Genomic DNA, 18,190 nt, shown 5'->3' with positions numbered 1-18,190 from the left:
GCTCTCTCCTAGAAACGCCCCTTTAAAAAAGGATTGTTCGTTTTTTCGTACCCAATGGTAGTATTCTCTCCATGTCCAGGCAATACAATGGTTGCATCATCCAGGATAAACAATTTCGATTCAATCCCATTTAGCAATTCGTTCAAGTCGCCATCAGCAAAGTCAGTCCGACCGATGGAGGTATTAAAAAGGGTATCTCCGACAAACAGCTGATCCTCAGCCAAAAGACAGATACCGCCCTTTGAGTGTCCTGGGGTATGTATCACCCGAAAAACAATATCACCTAAGGTAATGGTCTCATTTTCACTTAGAAGACCATCGGCCGGTTCCAATACCATCGATAGTCCTGCCAGAACCGAAAGGTTACGTCTCGGATCAAGAAGGCAATCGGCATCATTCTCATGAATGAGAACCTTCGCTCCGGTTAATTGTTTGATCTGATTGACACCACCAAGATGGTCAAAATGGCCATGAGTCAACAAGATATATTTAACCTGTAGTCTATTTTCATAAATGATATCATTAATCCGCTGGTCTTCAAACCCGGGATCGATGACAGCCGCTTCCAGCGTTTTTTCATCCCAAACCACATAACAGTTTGTGCCCATCTGTCCAAGAGCTTTTTTTATTACTTCCATAGTCTTTCCTTATCTATCTAAAAATTCTTTTCACTGTCCAGCAACAGAGTTACCGGGCCATCATTGACGATTAATACTTCCATTTCAGCCTGAAAAACACCGGTCTTTATTTTTTTTAGCGGCTGGCTTTTTAGTTTATCTACAAAAATAGCGTACTTCTTTTCTGCCTGATCAATCGGCCCACTGCGTGTAAAGCCGGGTCGTCGCCCTTTTCGGCAATCACCATAAAGCGTGAATTGAGAAATCAGCAGCAATTCCCCGTCCACATCTAGAATGGATCGGTTCATTTTGCCATCAGCATCTTCAAATATTCTCAAGTTAACCAGTTTATTTATAATATAATCCATGTCAGCTTCAGTATCATCGTCCTTAATCCCCAGCAGGACATTGAGTCCATGACCAATTTTCCCCACTGACTCGTTATTGATCCGCACTTCCGAAGACGACACTCGCTGTATCACTGCCCGCATAACTACTCCTTATACTCGGTAAATCTGGGTAATTTCTTTTATTTTATTCAAATTCTTTATCAATAAATTCAGTTCCCGACGGCTTTTAACCTCGAGGGTAGCCGAAAAGAAATCATATTCGTTTCGCTCATTTTTCGCATTCAGGGCTGTCACCGGGATGCCCATATCCAGAAAGGTCTTAGAAATCTGAATAATCGTTCCAGGGGATTCCCTGGCCTTAATGTGTATTTCAGCTGTAAACGAACCGGTACTATATTTATTCCATTCCACTTCCACAATCCGATTGGGATCCGAGAGATTTAACACATTGGAGCAATCCGCCCGATGGACAGATATCCCCCGACCTTTGGTAATGTAGCCGACGATTTTATCCCCGGGTACCGGGTTACAGCATTTGGCAAAATGAACATCAATTTCGTTATGTCCGGCAACGATCACGGTGCTGCTGGTTTTTTTGGAGTCCTTGATTGGTTTCTTGAGAACAATTTCTTCAACTTCTTCAGGAAATTCCTTAGGAAATAACAGTTTCATTTTCTGAAAAACAGTGCCAATTTTTATCCCATTATAGCCTATGGCAGCATAAAAATCGTTGAGGTTTTTATAACTGCACTTTTCAGCTAAGAGCTCCAGATTATTCAAATTTAATAAGTTTGAGTGCTGCAAACCCTCGCGTTTGATTTCACGTTCCAGAATACTTCGCCCTTTTTGGACATTCTCGTCTTTTTCTTCTTTTTTAAAGTACTGCTTGATCTTGTTCCGGGCATGGGCGCTTTTAACAAAGGTCAGCCAGTCACGGCTGGGACCATTGGAATTCTTGGAAGTCATGACTTCGACAATGTCGCCGCTTTTTAAGGGGCTATTCAGCGGAACAATTTTATTGTTTACCCGTGCCCCGACGCAACTGTTTCCGATATCACTATGAATTCGATAAGCAAAATCCAGCGGACATGATCCGGCTGGTAGAGGAACCACTGCCCCTTTGGGTGAAAAGACGTAGACCTCTTCGTTAAGAAGATCCACCTTGATGGTTTCCACCAGTTCTCCGGCATCCTCCGAGTCTCGCTGAAGCTCAAGCATTTGGCGCAACCAGGACATTTGAACCTCATATTTATTGTCCTTGGCATCCATTCGGCCTTCTTTATATTTCCAGTGGGCTGCAATCCCGTACTCTGCCGTTTCATGCATTTCTCTGGTGCGAATCTGGATTTCAAAGGGCTCCCCTTTGGGACCCATAACCGTTGTATGAATGGACTGATAGAGGTTGGGTTTAGGCATGGCGATATAGTCTTTAAATCGTCCGGGAATCGGCGTCCATTGGGAATGAACAACCCCCAGGACACCATAACAATCTTTTAGCGAATCCACAATAACCCGAACTGCGATTAGATCATAGATTTCATCGAAACTGCGGTTCTGACTTTTCATCTTTCGGTAGATACTATAAAAGTGTTTTGATCGACCATATATCTCAGCATGAGTACCGACTTTTTGTATTTCTTTGGACAACACCTCGATCACATCCGCAATATATGCTTCCCGGGCGCTTTTTTTGACTTTTATTTTTTGAACTAAATCATAGTATCCCTCTGGATCCAGATATTTCAGGGCCAGATCTTCCAATTCCCATTTGATCGTGGAAATCCCCAGTCGATTCGCCAGCGGTGCATAGATATCGAGCGTTTCCTTGGCTTTTTCGATCTGCTTTGCTTCCCGCATGTATTCCAGGGTCCGCATGTTATGCAGCCGGTCAACCAGTTTGATTAAGATAACCCGAATATCTTTGGACATCGCCAGAATCATTTTGCGAAGGTTTTCGGCCTGACTTTCTTCTTTAGATTGAAACCCAATCCGTCCGATTTTTGTGACGCCTTCCACCAGATCAGCGATATCCTGATTGAATTCTTCTTTAATATAATCGTAGGAATAAATCGTATCTTCAATTACATCATGTAAAATGGCAGCAACAATTGTTTCTGTATCCATTTGCATTTCAGCCAAAATGTAAGCAACAGAAACCGGATGAATTACATAATCCTCTCCAGACAGCCGTTTTTGATCTTTATGGGCTTCCCTTGCCAGGTCATAGGCCTTATCGATCATATCCGTTTGTGCATCTGGGTTATTTGCTTTTACCAGGTTTATTACATTGTCAATTTTTCCTCTTACTGCGTCATTATCCATATCGTTTCTGCCTTTTTAATTAATGAGTTGTATGTTTTAGTAGGGGTAGGTCACAATCGAGTGTACAAAATAATTCTTCAGCAGATCACGGCCCCCTAATTCGGTGAGTTCAATCAGCGTGATTATTCCCGATATTTCCCCACCTAAATTTTCGATCAGTTTGGTGGCGGCCATCATTGTTCCCCCGGTAGCCAATAAATCATCCACTATGATTACCCGGTCTCCCGGTTTGATGGCATTTTTTTGAATTTCGACAGTATTTGATCCATATTCGAGATCATAAGCTTGTGATGAGACTTCCCCTGGTAATTTGCCTGGCTTTCGGACCGGCACCAGACCTGCTCCAATTAAATAAGCCAACGGTGTGCCAAAGATGTAACCCCTGGCTTCCGGAATCACGATGATATTTGCATCAAGTGCTTTTGCAACCTTCGCCATTTCGTCAATGACATGCTGAAATGCCTTGGGGTTTAAAATCAGGCTGTTAATATCCTTAAAACTAATGCCTTCTTTTGGAAAATCTTCGTAAATACCAATATTTTCTTTTAGATCCATTTTAAATCTCCCTTATCAATCACTAATCATTTTTCCTAATTTTATCATTAGTTTCGTGTTTTGAATATCCTTTTTTTCCCTTGTTTCTATTATTTTGGAAAAAACCAATCCATCCTTAAGTCCATAAGCAATTAACCCGGCTTCTCGCAGTATTTCACATGCCATCAGTACGTGAAACGGAGACAGTTCTGGATTCTTTTCTAATTGAATGGGTAACCCGCCTCCATCTGCATTTTTGAGCAGAAGATAAACTCGTTTAACGGTCTCCCGCAGCAAACACAAGTCTCCGGGATTAATGTTGTTGGCTGACAAATCAACTTCTTTTTTGGGATTTTCTGAGCGGACAATCGCTTTTACCAACAGCATCGCTATTTTAGAATCCCAGATTGGATTCCGTCGGATATCTTTAATTAACAATTGCAGCGTTTTATTACCCCGATATTCATTAACATCCAAGCGACATAGTATCTCCACTCCCTGATAACCGTTTAGCGCCACACCTGGTTGGCCGTGATAAAAATCACCAAAGCCAAAACCGACTCCTCTGATGTCATTTCTCAAACAAAGCCGCAAATGATTGTTCTCCTTCCCCATGGTACCCATAGAAACGATATCCGGTTTGCTGATGACAAACTGTGCCCCGGGATTACCAAGCCCGCAGGGTTCAAAATGTGAACAGGCATTAAAAAGTTCCCAGGTGATTTCTCCTGCTTCGATAATCGCATCATAGGGTATTTTTTTGATCAAATGTTTTTTAATATCAACTGATTCGCCATATTTTTTGATTTTTTCAATCATTGAATCAATGTTTTCAGCATTAATACTAAAACCAGCGGCCTGATCATGACCACCGAAGCTGCTAAAACACTCACCACAGGATTGCAAAGCCGCAAAAATATTAAACCCTTCGATACTTCGACAGGATGCTTTCCCAATGCCATCAGCGACACCGATAACAATCACTGGATTGTAGTATTTCTCCTGAATGCGGCTGGCCACAATACCGATCACCCCGGTGTGCCAATTTTCTCCAACCACGATAATGATATCATCCTTGTATATTTCCTGGGATTCAATCTGAGCTAGAGCAGCTTCCAGTATGGTTGATTCCAGATCCTGACGCTTGCGATTTTCATCACTTAAGAATTGTGCCAATGCCATCAGTTTCACGGGATCAGATCCGGTTAGCAAGTCAACAATGTGATTGGCTTCTCCGAGACGTCCGGCTGCATTAATCTTGGGACCCAACACAAAGCCAAAATGCCAGGCTTTTACCAGCGTCAGTTCACTGACTTCAATTAATGCCCGAATGCCGGGATTTTTGGGGTTAGCGTTAAGATATTCAAGTCCCATCGAAACCAGAATTCGATTCTCGTTCTGCAGCGGAACCAAATCGGCTACTGTTGCCAACGCCACGCATTCCACAGCATTCTGTAAGTCAAAAGCTACCTTCAATCTGACACTTAATGCTTGAACTAGTTTAAATGCCACCCCCGCTCCGCATAATTCTTTAAACGGATAGTTCGAGCCAGGTAGCTTGGGGTTGATAATTCCAAATGCTGCTGGCAGTGTCCCGTGGCACTCGTGATGATCGGTGACAATAACATCAAGATTGTGCAAATTGCAGAAAGCAATCTGGTCGTTGGCTGAAATCCCATTATCGACAGTAATCAACAGTCCAACCCCCGCATCGATTAGGTCCTGCAAGGGATTAATGTGAAGTCCATAACCCGTGATCAATCGATTGGGAATAAAGTAGGAAACATAAAAGCCATTGCTTTTTAGGAAACTGAGCAGGATGGATACCCCGGTTGTACCATCGGCGTCATAATCACCATAGAGACAAATTTTTTCGTTTGACACTTTGGCCCTGGCGATCCGCTCCACTACTTTTTCCATATCTTCAAAGATAAATGGATCATGGAGATCATCCAGCGCGGGATTCAGATAGCGATGGGTTTCCGCAACTGAGCTCATCCCCCGATTGATCAGTATTTCAGCCGTTCGGCTCCCCAAGTTGAGATCCTGCATCATCTGATTTTTTATACTTTCATAATCAGATGCGTTTAAATGACTGCTTTTGTTTTTTCGTAATATCCATTTCGTTTTGACTGACATATTCACCTCAGGATTGAATCAATTGATTAAACTATCGGATGCTCTAATGTTTTTACACCCTAAAATGAAAGCGTCAGGGAGTTGCCTCCTTGACGCCAATCGTTTTGTTGCTAGTTTCTTATCGTATTTTCCTAAATTAGTTTTTAACCGCGGCTCTTTTACTAGCCTGAAATTCTTTGATTTTACACCAGAGCGCACTGGCAATAAAGATCGATGAATAGGTACCGCTGACAATACCCACCATTAACGGCAGCGCGAAATCCTGTACTGCTGGTACCCCAAAGGCATATAAGGCTCCGATTGCCAGCAAGGTAGTGAAGGACGTATTAATGCTTCGTCGCAGGGTTTGGGTTACGCTGGTATCGACTAAATTGGCAAAATCGTATTTGCCGAATTTGGGGCGATTTTCCCGGATACGGTCAAAAACAACAATGGTATCATTGATCGAATAACCCAATATCGTTAGCATTGCTGCGATCAACGGCGAATTCACTTGAATTTGGAAGATCGAATAAACACCCAATACAATGATCAGGTCATGGATTAAGGCAATCACAGCAGCCAAGCCAAACATAAATTCAAAGCGGAAGGTAATATATACCAACATCAACAAGACTGCTACCACTGCGGCAATCATCGAACTATTGGCCATTTCCGCACCAATTGAAGGACTAACCGTGTCAATAGATAACAGATCGGTATCTTCTAAATTATATTTTTCCTGAAATTTAGAGAATAAAGCCTGTCGTTCTGCGGTTGATAAATCTTTTTTTGTGGAAATAATCACCTGGGTTTTGGCTTCCCCAGCATAGGTCACGTCGGCGCTGGAATCATATTCTTCGATCAACGCCTTGGCATCACTGGTTTCAAATGGTTTATTCAGCTCAATAGTTACAATGGTTCCGCCAATAAAATCAATCCCAAAATTCAGCCCGTTTATAAATAAGGAGCCAATACTGATGGCAATGAGAATTAACGAGAAAGCAAACCATATTTTACTTTTTTCTGCTATTTGAATGTTCTTTTTCATTATGGTCTCCTTTCTATATTCCATAAAACGTATTGCTTTTAAACAATTCCGTTTTGACAAGTAAAATTATCAGCTGTTTGGTTATCACAACGGCGGTAAACATACTCACCATAATTCCTAAAATCAATGTCACGGCAAATCCCTGAACGCTCCCGCTTCCTAAAAAGAAGAGCACAAATCCAGCAATCAAGGTGGTCACATTTGAATCAAGGATCGTTTTGAATGCTCTTGAAAAACCGTTATCGATGGCCGTCAGTAAGGATTTCCCTAACCGCGCTTCCTCTTTAACGCGCTCAAAAATAATAACATTGGCATCCACTGCCATCCCAATCGTGAGGATCAGTCCGGCAATACCCGGAAGCGTCAGAGTAACGTTAAGTGCCGTTAAAATTATCATGAATATAATAATAAAAATAATCAGCGCCAGATCAGCAATGATTCCCAAACCCCGGTAAAAAACAAGCATAAAGATCAGCACCAAAGCAATCCCGATCATCCCGGCATAAATGCTTTTATCCAGAGAATTCTGACCTAATGTCGGTCCCACAGTTCTTACTTCAATCGGTACCAGCTTAACCGGCAGGGCCCCGCCGCGAATGAGGGAGGCCAGATTTCCTGCTTCTTCGATATCGCCAATACCTTCAATAACGGCTTCCCCGTTGGTGATTGCCACATTGACGGTTGGCGATGAAATGATTTCGTCATCCAGTTTGATCTGAATCACCTGGCCAATATATTTTTGGGTCGCATCGGCAAAAAGCTTTGTGCCCTCCTCACTAAATTTCAAGGTAACGACCGCTTTTTCTAAACCCGAACTATCGGTCTGCATAACACCCTTGGAATCCACGACGTCTTTCCCGGTCAAAATAACGGTTTCGTCCGGACCGACAAATTCCAGTTGGGCTGTTTTTCCAATCAGATCCAGGGCTTCTTCCTGATCGCTTACCGACGGAATCGAAACCCGGATGCGGTTATCACCCTGTTTGGTGATGGTCGGTTCTGAAACCCCCAGGGTATCAATTCGCTGCCGAATTGTCAGCATCGCTGATTCAATTTTTTCAGCCGTAACCGGGTCATCATCAGTTGCCTGGGCTTCCAGCACAACATTGACCCCACCAGTTAAATCCAACCCGTAGTTAATGTTATTGCTGACATTACCGATGTCATAAACACCCACTGATACCCCATTAAAGAGTATATATCCCACTAACGCAATAAACAGCGTGATCAGGATCAATTGAATGCCGCTTTTCGACTTATTATTTGTTTTTTGTTTACTCATGTACTTTCCTCCTTGTCTTATTTATTTATCATTGCATAATCGATGCCATTGACCTGATGCGGCTTAAAACCTCTTCTTTTCCCAGCACATCCATAATCAAAGTCAGATCCGGCCCATGCATTTCACCCGTAATCATAATCCGGCTTGGCATAAAGAGCATTTTGCCCTTTATTTTTTCTTCCTTTTGAATTTCTTTGAGGACGGCTTTTCCCCGAGCTGCATCTAATACTTCCGTCGCTTCGATCTTAGCTATCAGGGTCTGATAGAGACGTTTAGAAGACTCTTCATGCAATAACGCTAATGCTTCTTCATCAGCAATGACAAAATCACTTTTAAAGATCATTTCCAGTTCCTGAGGAGCCTGGGCAAAGTATTCAATCCGATCTCTTAAAATCTCCCCGATTTTGAATAGCCATTCCTGTTTGGTAACTACTTCTTCCTGGGTTATCACCCCGGCATTAACCAAAAATGGTGTCAGATAGCCAACCAATTCTTTAATTGGCAATTCTTTGATATAATGGGCATTCATCCAGTTAAGTTTGGCCCGATCAAAAACAGCTCCGGATTTATTGATTCGGGAAAGATCAAAGGCCTGAATCAATTCCTCCATCGAGAATATTTCCTGTTCATTCTCCGGACTCCAACCCAACAGCGCCAGAAAATTGACTAATGCTTCCGGTAAATAGCCTTTTGCCAGAAAATCGCCCACTGATACGTCGCCCTGACGTTTGCTGAGCTTCTTACGGTCATCATTCAGGATATTGGGCAAATGGACAAAATGGGGCATCTCCCAACCAAAACATTCATAAAGGTAGGCGTGTTTTGGAGTGGATGGCAGCCACTCCTCGCCACGAATGACGTGGGTAATCCCCATCAGATGATCATCGACGACTACCGCCATATGATATGTCGGAAATCCGTCTGCTTTTAACAGTACCTGATCATCCAAATCGTTGGTATTCATCTCGATAACGCCCCGAACCAGATCATCAAAGGTGATCACATGGTTTTCCGGCAATTTTAATCGGACGGTATAGGGCAGACCTGCCTCAATATTTGATTGGATTTCTGCTTTCGCCAATTCTCGGCACTTGCCATCATATTTAGGGGTTTCACCCTTTTCTTTCTGGGCATTTCTTACTTCATCCAGCCGCTCTTTGGTACAGAAACAATAATAAGCCTGTCCCTGATCCAAAAGTATCTCAATATACTTTTTATAGATTTCCAGACGTTGGGACTGAATATAAGGTCCACGCTGTCCTTTTTGAATCACGCTATCATTTTCTTTGATTAAGCCTTCATCGGGAATCACGCCGGTCATATTCAAGGCATCCAGTAAATTATCTACTGCGCCTTGTTCAAGCCGCGTCTGATCGGTATCTTCAAGGCGGAGCAAAAAATCCCCGTTCATTTTTTTAGCATATAAATAATTATACAGTGCTGTCCGTAGGCTTCCAACATGAACATTTCCAGTTGGACTCGGTGCAAAGCGATCTCGTACCATTTTTCCTCCATGTTTAATTAAAATAAATTAATAAAGTTCTTTAACTCAATTATTATAGCATTTAATCTTCAATTAATCATGTCTTTTTTTATTTTTCCAGATTAATTGGGCATTCCGGACAAGATTTTTTTTCCCCCGCCATCCACTTGCTGTGTTTCCATACCGTGTTTTGAAGCCCTTATTTGTCAGTGTCAAAATATCTTCCAGCGTTGGTGAGGCGGTGTCAGCCTCAGTCCAGAAAGCTTCTTCACTTGTTTGTTTCAGATGCTGATTATGGGGACACACTTTTTGACAGATGTCGCATCCATAAAGATAGGTCGTAATCCGCTTTTCTTCGTCCGCGGAAAGGGATTTTTTTTGTGTCAGATATGAAATGCATTTTGACGGATCCAGGCTGAAGCCTTCTCCAAGTGCCTGATTGGGACAGGCCTCCAGGCAACGCCGGCAAGTGCCACAGCCGTTTTCAACCAGTTGGGGCTGTTCAAAAACAATGTGACAGTCCACCAGAATTTGTCCAATAAAGAAAAAGGAACCTAATTGATGATTGATCAGGCAGTTATTTTTACCAAAGAAACCCAAACCCGCCCGGTATGCTGACCCCCGGTCAACCAGCGGACTGTTGTCAACAAAATCCTGGTAATGAATTGGTACCCTTCCCCAAGTTTTCATTTCGGCATTGACGGCTTCCATTAGCTCACTCATTTTTCGTCGCAGCACCCGATGATAATCTTCACCCCAGGAAACCGAAGCAAGCTGACCCCGAACCGGATCCTCCACCACTGCCTCAAACGACTGGTAATTGCTGATACCAATAGCGATACCAGCTTTGGCAGCCGGAAACGCCTTGTGATAATCAATCCTTTGCTCGGGTTCCCCACCCTCAAAACCAGTGGAAAACCCAGCCTGATGGCGTTTAATCAGATAGGGCAGACACTCCCTTAGCGGTTCCACAGAAAAGAAACCGATAAGATCAATTCCGTTTTGCTTTGCGAGCTTCCGAATTTTTTCTTCATCCACTTTTTCTTCAGTCATTTTTTCTTCAGTCATTTTTTCCTCTTCTAAGCTCACAGCAGAACTGCAAAAAGCTTCCTGATTAAAGGAAGCCCTTTTGTTATTCTAATACTTTTTCAATGTGTTCCCATACTTCTTCTTTTCCCAGCTTTGTTTCTGCTGAAAACAGAATCACCTCCCGGGAACTTCTCAGATTCAGTAATTTAGCAATGCGGCTAATTGACTTTTTCTGATTTGTCTTTGATATCTTATCCGCCTTGGTGCCAATAATCATGGGATTCAGACCATAATGTACCAACCATTCATACATTAATAGATCATCTTCGGAAGGATCATGTCGGGAGTCAATCAGCTGGAAAATCATGACGACGTTTTCCCGATTCCTTAGATACTTCTCAATCATTTTCCCCCATTTTTCCCGTTCCGTTTTTGATGCTTTGGCATAACCATATCCTGGCATATCGACAAAATGAAACAGATCATTGATCCGATAAAAATTCATGGTTTGGGTTTTTCCCGGTTGAGAACTGGTTCGTGCCAAACTCCGACGTTCGATCAGAGTGTTGACAAAGGTTGACTTACCAACATTTGAGCGCCCCAGCAGCACTATTTCTGGCAGATTGTCATCCGGGTACTGAGCTTCCGCCACAGCACTGATGACAATCTCCGCTTTTGTTACTTTCATTAATATCTCCATTTCCTGAGAGTGTGGTCAATCACGCTATTGCAACTGCGTAAAAACGATTTCGGTGACCTCGCTCATTTTTGAAACAGACTGAATATGTAAAGCCTCCAAAACCACATTTGGAACATCTTCCAGGTCTTTTTCATTTTCTTTTGGTAAAATTATTTCTTTAATTCCGGCCCGATGAGCTGCTGTCAGTTTTTCCCGCAGTCCACCAATCGGCAGTACCCGACCGCTAAGGGTTATTTCCCCGGTCATCGCCAGATTTTGTGGTACCGGCTTATTGGTCAGTGATGAAATAAGCGCCGTGGTAACGGTTATCCCAGCCGATGGTCCATCCTTGGGAACGGCGCCTTCCGGCACATGAAGATGAATGTCTTTTTTAGTGTAGAAATCAGATTCAATTCCCAGCACACTCGCCTGAGAACGAATATAACTGATACCAGCCTTAATCGACTCTTTCATAACATCTCCCAGCTGACCGGTAATTTCAATTTTTCCGGTGCCATCGACAACAATCACTTCAATTTGTAGAGTATCACCACCAACAGGTGTCCAGGCCAATCCATTGACCAATCCTACTTCTTTTTTATCACCAACGGTATCAAAGGAATAACGATGCTTTCCTAAGAACTTCTCGAGGTTCTTCTGGGTAATGCTGATACTCTTTTTCTTGTGCTCGACAATTTCTTTAGCGGCGACCCGGCAAACCTGAGCTATTTTTCGCTCAAGTTCACGGACACCTGACTCTCTGGTATAATATTCAATGGTATTTTTAATCACTGCTTCACTGAATTTACAGGTTGATTTTTTCAGTCCATGGATTTCCAATTGTTTGGGAATCAGATAACGCTGGGCAATTTCCACCTTTTCGCTTTCCACATAGCCGTTGACTTCAATAATTTCCATTCGATCGAGCAATGGTCTGGGGATCGAGGATAACGAATTGGCGGTTGTCAAAAACAATACCTGTGATAAGTCAAAAGGCAGTTCCAGATAATGATCGGTGAAGGTATTATTCTGTTCGGGATCCAACACTTCCAGAAGGGCTGAAGCAGGATCGCCATTGAAATCCTGACCCAGTTTATCAATTTCATCCAGCAGGAAAAGCGGATTTCTGGTTCCGCATTTTTTAATGTTATAAAGAATCCGGCCCGGAATCGCACCAATATAGGTTCGTCGATGGCCCCTTATTTCGGCCTCATCGCGCATCCCGCCCAATGACATCCGGACATACTTACGGTTTAATGCCCGGGCAATGGATTTAGCTATCGATGTTTTCCCAACGCCTGGTGGTCCCACCAGACAGATAATTGGAGATTTCAGGCTTTTTGACAGTTGAAGCACTGAAATATATTCCAGAATACGCTCCTTAACCTTCTTCAAGGCATAATGATCTTCATCCAATATTTTTCTGGCAATTGAAACATCGATGGTTTCTTCGGTTAGGGTATTCCAGGGAAGATCCAATATCCATTCAACATAGGTCTGAATTAATCCCGCTTCAGAAGAGCCCTGGGGCACTTTATTTAATCGATTCAGTTCGCCCAGAACCTTATCCCGGACCTCATCCGGTACATCCAACGCTGCCAGACGTTCCCGATAAACTTCCAGTTCATTTTGAACATCGCCTTCACCTAATTCATTTTGAATCACTTTTATCTGCTCCCGCAGATAATATTCGCGTTGATGCTTATACATTTCACTACGTACTTTTTCGTCGATATTGTGTTCAATTTTAATCATTTCCACTTCTTCGACTAAAATTTCGTAGGTAAGCACCAAACGTTTATTAACGTCAGTTTCCTGAATCAACCGTTGACTATCTTCCAGATCAAGGAATAAATTTGCTCCGATAATATCGATCAGCTGATCGGGATCATCTAAAGAATCCATTGCCAGTATCAGATCTGTGGCAACCTTTCTGGTAACATTCATATAGTTCGCAAATGATTCGCGAATCATTCTAATTAATGTGCGATTTTCTTTTGTGTCATAATAAACGGATCGCACCGGTCTGGTGGTGACCAGAAAATAAGGATCCAAGCTTTCAAATTCAAGGATTTCCCGTCTTTCCTGGACTTCTACCAGAACTCTGACAAGATTATCCGGCATTTTCAGTAATTGTTTAACCTTTACTCTACATCCAATATTATAAAAGTCTTCTGGATTAATGTCTTCTTTGATGACTTCTTTTTGAGTGACCAAAAAAGCCATTTGGTCACGCTCCATCGCAGCTTCCAACGCTTTAACAGACTTTTCACGCCCCACGTCAAAATGAACCACCATACCAGGAAACACACTCATTCCGCGTAGTGGTATCAATGGTAAGGTTTCTTTTTCCTGAACAAATAATTCTGGTTCAGTCATTCCCATATGGTCAGTTTTTTCTTCTGGAATTTCTTTTTTTTCGATACTCAAATTAATCAACTCCTTACCTTTCGTATTAAGAATGGCACTCTCTATGTTATTATTCCTATTTCGCATTTCTTGATTGCAAACTTTTAAAAAAAAGCCGAACAAAATTTCAAATACACGGTATTTAAATACCAAAGAGTAGTTGGTCTTTTGTACGGCCATATAATAGAATCTAAGATACTACATCATTTTTTTCATTTTTGCGTTCACTTTTTTGTCCCAAAATCATAATCGGTTCCACTAGATTCTCAACGACTTCTTTGGTAATGATAACTTTTTCGATGTTCTCATTTGAAGGTACTTCAAACATAATATCGAGCATGATGTTCTCAATGATACCTCTTAGACCTCTGGCACCGGTTTTCGTATCCATCGCTTTTTTAGCAATTGCTACCAAAGCATCCTGATGGAATTCCAACTCGACCCCTTCAATCCTGAACATTTTGATGTATTGTTTCACCAATGCGTTTCGTGGTTCCGTCAATATTTGAATCAGTGCCTCTTCGTCCAGATGTTCAAGCGAAGCAATCACCGGGATTCGTCCAATAAACTCAGGAATCAGGCCATATTTCAACAGATCCTGGGGTGTCACAGAGCTCAGATTGTCATCTTCGATTTTTTCTTTGGAACTACGAATATCCGCTCCAAATCCCATCGAACTTTTTTCTGTTCGCTGCTCAATCACCTTATCCATACCGTCAAATGCGCCGCCGCAAATAAATAGAATATTATTGGTATCAATCTGAATGAAATCCTGGTGGGGATGTTTACGTCCGCCCTGAGGGGGAACATTAGCTACTGTCCCTTCCAGTATTTTTAACAGGGCTTGTTGAACACCTTCGCCGCTGACATCCCTTGTGATGGAGGGATTGTCGCCTTTTCTAGCGATTTTATCAATTTCATCGATGTAGATAATCCCTTTTTCAGCCTTGGCGACATCAAAATTTGCTGCTTGAAGTAGCTTTAACAGAATGTTCTCAACATCTTCGCCAACATAGCCGGCTTCAGTTAATGAGGTCGCATCAGCAATTGCAAAGGGAACATTTAAAACCCGCGCCAATGTTTGTGCCAGTAAGGTTTTACCTGATCCAGTTGGACCAATTAAAAGGATATTGCTTTTCTGCAATTCAACTTCGGCATCATTTTCATCCATAGCAGTAATCCGCTTGTAATGATTGTAAACTGCCACCGCCAGCGCCCGTTTGGCACGATTTTGAGCAATGACATATTCACTCAGTTTTTGTTTTATTTCTCTGGGTTTGGGGACATCGTCAAAGACGATATCTTCTGGCATGGTGTCCACGTCCATGATTTCTTCGCAGAGCTCAATACATTCATTACAAATATAAACGCCTGGACCCGCGACCATTCGTTTTACCTGAGATTGGCTTTTACCACAAAAGGAACATCGTGCATTTTCGATGCTATCTTCATTTCTCGCCATTTTTAAGCCTCCTATCTCGACACAATGATCTCATCAATCAATCCGTAGGCCTTGGCTTCGTCAGGATCCATAAAATTATCGCGATCAGTATCTTTAGCAATAGTTTCCAGGGGTTGGCCTGTCTGTTCGCTAAGTATTAAATTCAATTTTTCTCGTGTTTTGATCAGACGTTTTGCATATATTTCCACATCTGTGCTTTGGCCCTGGGCACCTCCCAGCGGCTGATGGATCATAATTTCGCTGTTTGGCAGGGAAAAACGTTTTCCCTTTTCTCCGGCTGCCAATAAAAACGCCCCCATTGATGCTGCCATACCCACACAAATGGTGGACACATCACAGCGGATATAGTTCATGGTATCATAAATGGCAAGACCTGCAGTAACAGCTCCACCGGGACTGTTGATGTAGATCTGAATATCTTTTTCGGCATTATCCGCTTCTAAAAAAATTAATTGTCCTACAATCAGAGAAGAAAGATTCTCATTTATTTCTCCATTTAAAAAGATAATACGTTCTTTCAGCAACCGTGAAAATAAATCGTATGATCGTTCTCCGCGGCCAGTTTGTTCAACAACCATGGGTACCAGGTTATTAGAAATTAGCGATTGTGTTGTTTTACTTGTTAGCATGAATTTTTTTTCCTGCTTTCCTATTTATTACTCAGAAATTTTAGTAATAGCCGCATCTACCAGCATATCCACTGTCTTTCTTCTGATAATATTTGCTTTGATATAGTCTAACATTCTTTCCTGAAGTCCTTTTTTATATTCTTCGAAATCGTGACCATAGGCATCGGCAAATACTTTAATTTCTTCATCCACTTCTTCTTCAGTTGCTTCTAAAGCTTCCATTTCACCAATTTTCGAAAGAACTAACTCGGTTTTAATATTTCTTTCCGCGTCTTCTTTCAAATTGTTTCTGAACTCATCGCGATTGACATTGGTGTATTTAAAGTAATCATCTAAAGAGATTCCCTGTTGTTGCATCTGTGATTCAAAGTTTTGCAAATTATTATCCACTTCTTCTTCGATCATCAAATAAGGCACATCAATTTCGGCATTTTCCACTGCAAAATTAACGACCGCAATTTCTGCGGCTTTTCTCAGTTCAGTTGTTTTTGCACCTTTTAATCGTGTTTCAACATCTGCTTTCAGTTCATCTAATGTGTCAAATTCACTGGTATCTTTGGCAAAATCGTCGTCTAATTCCGGCAATTCTTTTTCTTTGATTCCCTTAACCGCAACTTTAAACACCACCGCTTGACCTTTTAGGTTTTCGGCATGGTATTCGTCCGGGAAGGTTACATTAACGGTGGTTTCTTCGCCGATTTTGGCACCGACTAATTGCTCTTCGAAGCCTGGAATAAAGCTACCGCTGCCGATTACCAGATCATGATCGGTATCTCTTCCACCGATAAAAGGTTCATCATTTAAGAATCCTTCGTAATCAATGGTAACAGTTGCGCCGTCTTTAACTTCGCCTGTTTCTAAAGTAACCAGTCGGGCATTCTGATCTTGCATTTTGGCCAGATCTTCAGCAATTTCTGCGGCTGTGATCTCAGCTTCTAAAGAATCAACTTCAGCACCTTTATATTCGCCAAGTTTAATTTCAGGTTTTACCCCTACCTTGACGATAAAGGTTGCACCCTCTTCTTCACTGATCTTTTCAATGTTCTCAAGATCAGGTCGGGTTACCGGTTTAATTTCGGTTTCTTCCAGTGCACTTGTGTAGGCAGGTGCAAAAGCGAAATCAATGGCATCTTCCATAAATACATTTTTTCCATAATAGGATTCAATGACTGTTTTAGGAACTTTTCCTTTTCTGAAGCCAGGAACTGAAAAACGTTTTTTATTTTTATCATAGGACTTTTTGACAGCCTTTGAGTAATCCTCCGGACTAATTTCAATTTTTAAGGTTGCAATATTTTTTTCAATACTTTCTACTGTTGCGCTCATGTTATCCTCCGTATCTTTCACTATAAATTATATTCACATTCAATTTTAATAGTATATCATAGGTATATTTTCATATCAAGGATGAAAATTAAGGTGTTTAAGAAAGTTATGGGTGTTATGCAGGCAAATTTAGCAAAGATACCCTCACTATTAAAAAACTGCCTCAATCGAGACAGTTTTTTAATCAGCCACCTAAATAGGCTTGCTGAACTTCCGGATTTACTAACAGCTCTCTGGCATTGCCAGAAAGTTTGATATATCCGGTTTCCAGAACATAGGCTCGGTTGGCAATATGTAAAGCCTTGTTCGCATTTTGTTCCACCAGCAATACGGTGGTTCCGGCATCGTTAACTGTTTGGATCATGTTAAAGATCTCATCAACCAGCAGCGGCGCCAAGCCCATCGATGGTTCATCCAGTAAAATCAGCTTGGGTCGAGTCATCAGAGCCCGGCCCATGGCAAGCATTTGTTGCTCCCCACCGCTCAAGGTACCGGCAATTTGTTTGATTCGTTCTTTAAGCCGCGGAAAATTAAGAAATATTTTTTCCATGTCTTCCTGGATCTGTTCCTTATCTTTTCTGATATAGGCTCCCATTTGCAGGTTTTCAAAAACAGTCATTTCTGCAAAGATACGCCGTCCTTCCGGGACATGAGCTATTCCCATTACCGGAATCTGATGAGCTGGTATCTTGTTGAGATTTTCACCCTCAAAAGATATCATCCCTTCGCTGGGTTTCAATAGTCCCGAAATGGTCTGGAGAATAGTGGTTTTCCCGGCACCGTTGGCTCCAATGAGGGTAACAATCTCACCCTCATTTACCTCAAAGCTAATTCCCTTGATGGCATGAATTTTTCCGTAATGTACATTCAAATCTTTTACTTTAAGCATCTGCGGCCTC

15 protein-coding genes are annotated in these 18,190 nt (G+C 42.0%); all 15 read right to left on the bottom strand.

Annotated features, from left to right (window positions below; translation table 11 throughout):
• Nucleotides 1–8 precede the first annotated feature (8 nt).
• Complete coding sequence (locus tag ACEW8F_RS11255; protein ID WP_373483562.1) at nucleotides 9–638, bottom strand: MBL fold metallo-hydrolase; 630 nt, start codon at nucleotides 636–638, stop codon at nucleotides 9–11.
• Between the two features lie 17 nt (nucleotides 639–655).
• Nucleotides 656–1,108 (bottom strand): D-aminoacyl-tRNA deacylase, encoded by a 453-nt coding sequence (gene dtd / locus ACEW8F_RS11250; protein WP_373483561.1) that lies wholly within the window; start codon nucleotides 1,106–1,108, stop codon nucleotides 656–658.
• 9 nt (nucleotides 1,109–1,117) lie between these two features.
• Complete coding sequence (locus ACEW8F_RS11245) at nucleotides 1,118–3,289, bottom strand: bifunctional (p)ppGpp synthetase/guanosine-3',5'-bis(diphosphate) 3'-pyrophosphohydrolase (RefSeq protein WP_373483560.1); 2,172 nt, start codon at nucleotides 3,287–3,289, stop codon at nucleotides 1,118–1,120.
• A 36-nt stretch (nucleotides 3,290–3,325) separates the two neighbouring features.
• Entirely contained in the window at nucleotides 3,326–3,844 is a 519-nt protein-coding gene (locus tag ACEW8F_RS11240) for an adenine phosphoribosyltransferase (protein ID WP_373483559.1), read from the bottom strand.
• Nucleotides 3,845–3,859: 15 nt separating this feature from the next.
• Nucleotides 3,860–5,962 (bottom strand): single-stranded-DNA-specific exonuclease RecJ, encoded by a 2,103-nt coding sequence (recJ, locus tag ACEW8F_RS11235; RefSeq protein ID WP_373483558.1) that lies wholly within the window; start codon nucleotides 5,960–5,962, stop codon nucleotides 3,860–3,862.
• A 136-nt stretch (nucleotides 5,963–6,098) separates the two neighbouring features.
• The gene (gene secF, locus ACEW8F_RS11230) at nucleotides 6,099–6,992 is read right to left on the bottom strand and encodes a protein translocase subunit SecF (protein WP_373483557.1); all 894 of its coding nucleotides are present in this window, start codon (nucleotides 6,990–6,992) and stop codon (nucleotides 6,099–6,101) included.
• A 13-nt stretch (nucleotides 6,993–7,005) separates the two neighbouring features.
• Complete coding sequence (secD, locus tag ACEW8F_RS11225; RefSeq protein ID WP_373483556.1) at nucleotides 7,006–8,274, bottom strand: protein translocase subunit SecD; 1,269 nt, start codon at nucleotides 8,272–8,274, stop codon at nucleotides 7,006–7,008.
• Between the two features lie 28 nt (nucleotides 8,275–8,302).
• Complete coding sequence (gltX, locus tag ACEW8F_RS11220) at nucleotides 8,303–9,778, bottom strand: glutamate--tRNA ligase (protein WP_373483555.1); 1,476 nt, start codon at nucleotides 9,776–9,778, stop codon at nucleotides 8,303–8,305.
• A 72-nt stretch (nucleotides 9,779–9,850) separates the two neighbouring features.
• Nucleotides 9,851–10,825: a tRNA epoxyqueuosine(34) reductase QueG gene (gene queG / locus ACEW8F_RS11215; RefSeq protein ID WP_373483554.1), complete on the bottom strand. Its 975-nt coding sequence runs from the start codon at nucleotides 10,823–10,825 to the stop codon at nucleotides 9,851–9,853.
• A 64-nt stretch (nucleotides 10,826–10,889) separates the two neighbouring features.
• A complete protein-coding gene (gene yihA / locus ACEW8F_RS11210; protein WP_373483553.1) occupies nucleotides 10,890–11,474 on the bottom strand; it encodes a ribosome biogenesis GTP-binding protein YihA/YsxC in 585 nt (194 codons plus the stop codon).
• A 36-nt stretch (nucleotides 11,475–11,510) separates the two neighbouring features.
• Nucleotides 11,511–13,895: an endopeptidase La gene (gene lon, locus ACEW8F_RS11205; protein ID WP_373483552.1), complete on the bottom strand. Its 2,385-nt coding sequence runs from the start codon at nucleotides 13,893–13,895 to the stop codon at nucleotides 11,511–11,513.
• Nucleotides 13,896–14,064: 169 nt separating this feature from the next.
• The gene (gene clpX / locus ACEW8F_RS11200; protein WP_373483551.1) at nucleotides 14,065–15,336 is read right to left on the bottom strand and encodes an ATP-dependent Clp protease ATP-binding subunit ClpX; all 1,272 of its coding nucleotides are present in this window, start codon (nucleotides 15,334–15,336) and stop codon (nucleotides 14,065–14,067) included.
• An 11-nt stretch (nucleotides 15,337–15,347) separates the two neighbouring features.
• Entirely contained in the window at nucleotides 15,348–15,965 is a 618-nt protein-coding gene (gene clpP, locus ACEW8F_RS11195; RefSeq protein ID WP_373483550.1) for an ATP-dependent Clp endopeptidase proteolytic subunit ClpP, read from the bottom strand.
• A 27-nt stretch (nucleotides 15,966–15,992) separates the two neighbouring features.
• Nucleotides 15,993–17,291, bottom strand: a complete 1,299-nt coding sequence (gene tig, locus ACEW8F_RS11190; RefSeq protein ID WP_373483549.1) for a trigger factor — start codon at nucleotides 17,289–17,291, stop codon at nucleotides 15,993–15,995.
• 184 nt (nucleotides 17,292–17,475) lie between these two features.
• On the bottom strand, nucleotides 17,476–18,180 hold the full coding sequence (locus tag ACEW8F_RS11185; RefSeq protein ID WP_373483548.1) for an ABC transporter ATP-binding protein: 705 nt from the start codon (nucleotides 18,178–18,180) through the stop codon (nucleotides 17,476–17,478).
• Between the last annotated feature and the right edge of the window lie 10 nt (nucleotides 18,181–18,190).

This window comes from Acetobacterium sp. (genome assembly GCF_041752335.1).
In the GTDB taxonomy this organism is placed as follows: Bacteria; Bacillota; Clostridia; order Eubacteriales; family Eubacteriaceae; genus Acetobacterium.
The sequence above is the reverse complement of the archived record's forward strand: the minus strand, read 5'-3'. Positions and strand labels throughout refer to the sequence as shown.

What these genes read in the sequence shown, in the direction of transcription:
- clpP (WP_373483550.1), bottom strand. Translation starts at nt 15,965, where the DNA reads ATGCTAACAAGTAAAACAACACAATCGCTAATTTCTAATAACCTGGTA.
- dtd (WP_373483561.1), bottom strand. Translation starts at nt 1,108, where the DNA reads ATGCGGGCAGTGATACAGCGAGTGTCGTCTTCGGAAGTGCGGATCAAT.
- queG (WP_373483554.1), bottom strand. Translation starts at nt 10,825, where the DNA reads ATGACTGAAGAAAAAATGACTGAAGAAAAAGTGGATGAAGAAAAAATT.
- ACEW8F_RS11255 (WP_373483562.1), bottom strand. Translation starts at nt 638, where the DNA reads ATGGAAGTAATAAAAAAAGCTCTTGGACAGATGGGCACAAACTGTTAT.
- ACEW8F_RS11185 (WP_373483548.1), bottom strand. Translation starts at nt 18,180, where the DNA reads ATGCTTAAAGTAAAAGATTTGAATGTACATTACGGAAAAATTCATGCC.
- ACEW8F_RS11240 (WP_373483559.1), bottom strand. Translation starts at nt 3,844, where the DNA reads ATGGATCTAAAAGAAAATATTGGTATTTACGAAGATTTTCCAAAAGAA.
- recJ (WP_373483558.1), bottom strand. Translation starts at nt 5,962, where the DNA reads ATGTCAGTCAAAACGAAATGGATATTACGAAAAAACAAAAGCAGTCAT.
- secF (WP_373483557.1), bottom strand. Translation starts at nt 6,992, where the DNA reads ATGAAAAAGAACATTCAAATAGCAGAAAAAAGTAAAATATGGTTTGCT.
- secD (WP_373483556.1), bottom strand. Translation starts at nt 8,274, where the DNA reads ATGAGTAAACAAAAAACAAATAATAAGTCGAAAAGCGGCATTCAATTG.
- ACEW8F_RS11245 (WP_373483560.1), bottom strand. Translation starts at nt 3,289, where the DNA reads ATGGATAATGACGCAGTAAGAGGAAAAATTGACAATGTAATAAACCTG.
- clpX (WP_373483551.1), bottom strand. Translation starts at nt 15,336, where the DNA reads ATGGCGAGAAATGAAGATAGCATCGAAAATGCACGATGTTCCTTTTGT.
- gltX (WP_373483555.1), bottom strand. Translation starts at nt 9,778, where the DNA reads ATGGTACGAGATCGCTTTGCACCGAGTCCAACTGGAAATGTTCATGTT.
- tig (WP_373483549.1), bottom strand. Translation starts at nt 17,291, where the DNA reads ATGAGCGCAACAGTAGAAAGTATTGAAAAAAATATTGCAACCTTAAAA.
- yihA (WP_373483553.1), bottom strand. Translation starts at nt 11,474, where the DNA reads ATGAAAGTAACAAAAGCGGAGATTGTCATCAGTGCTGTGGCGGAAGCT.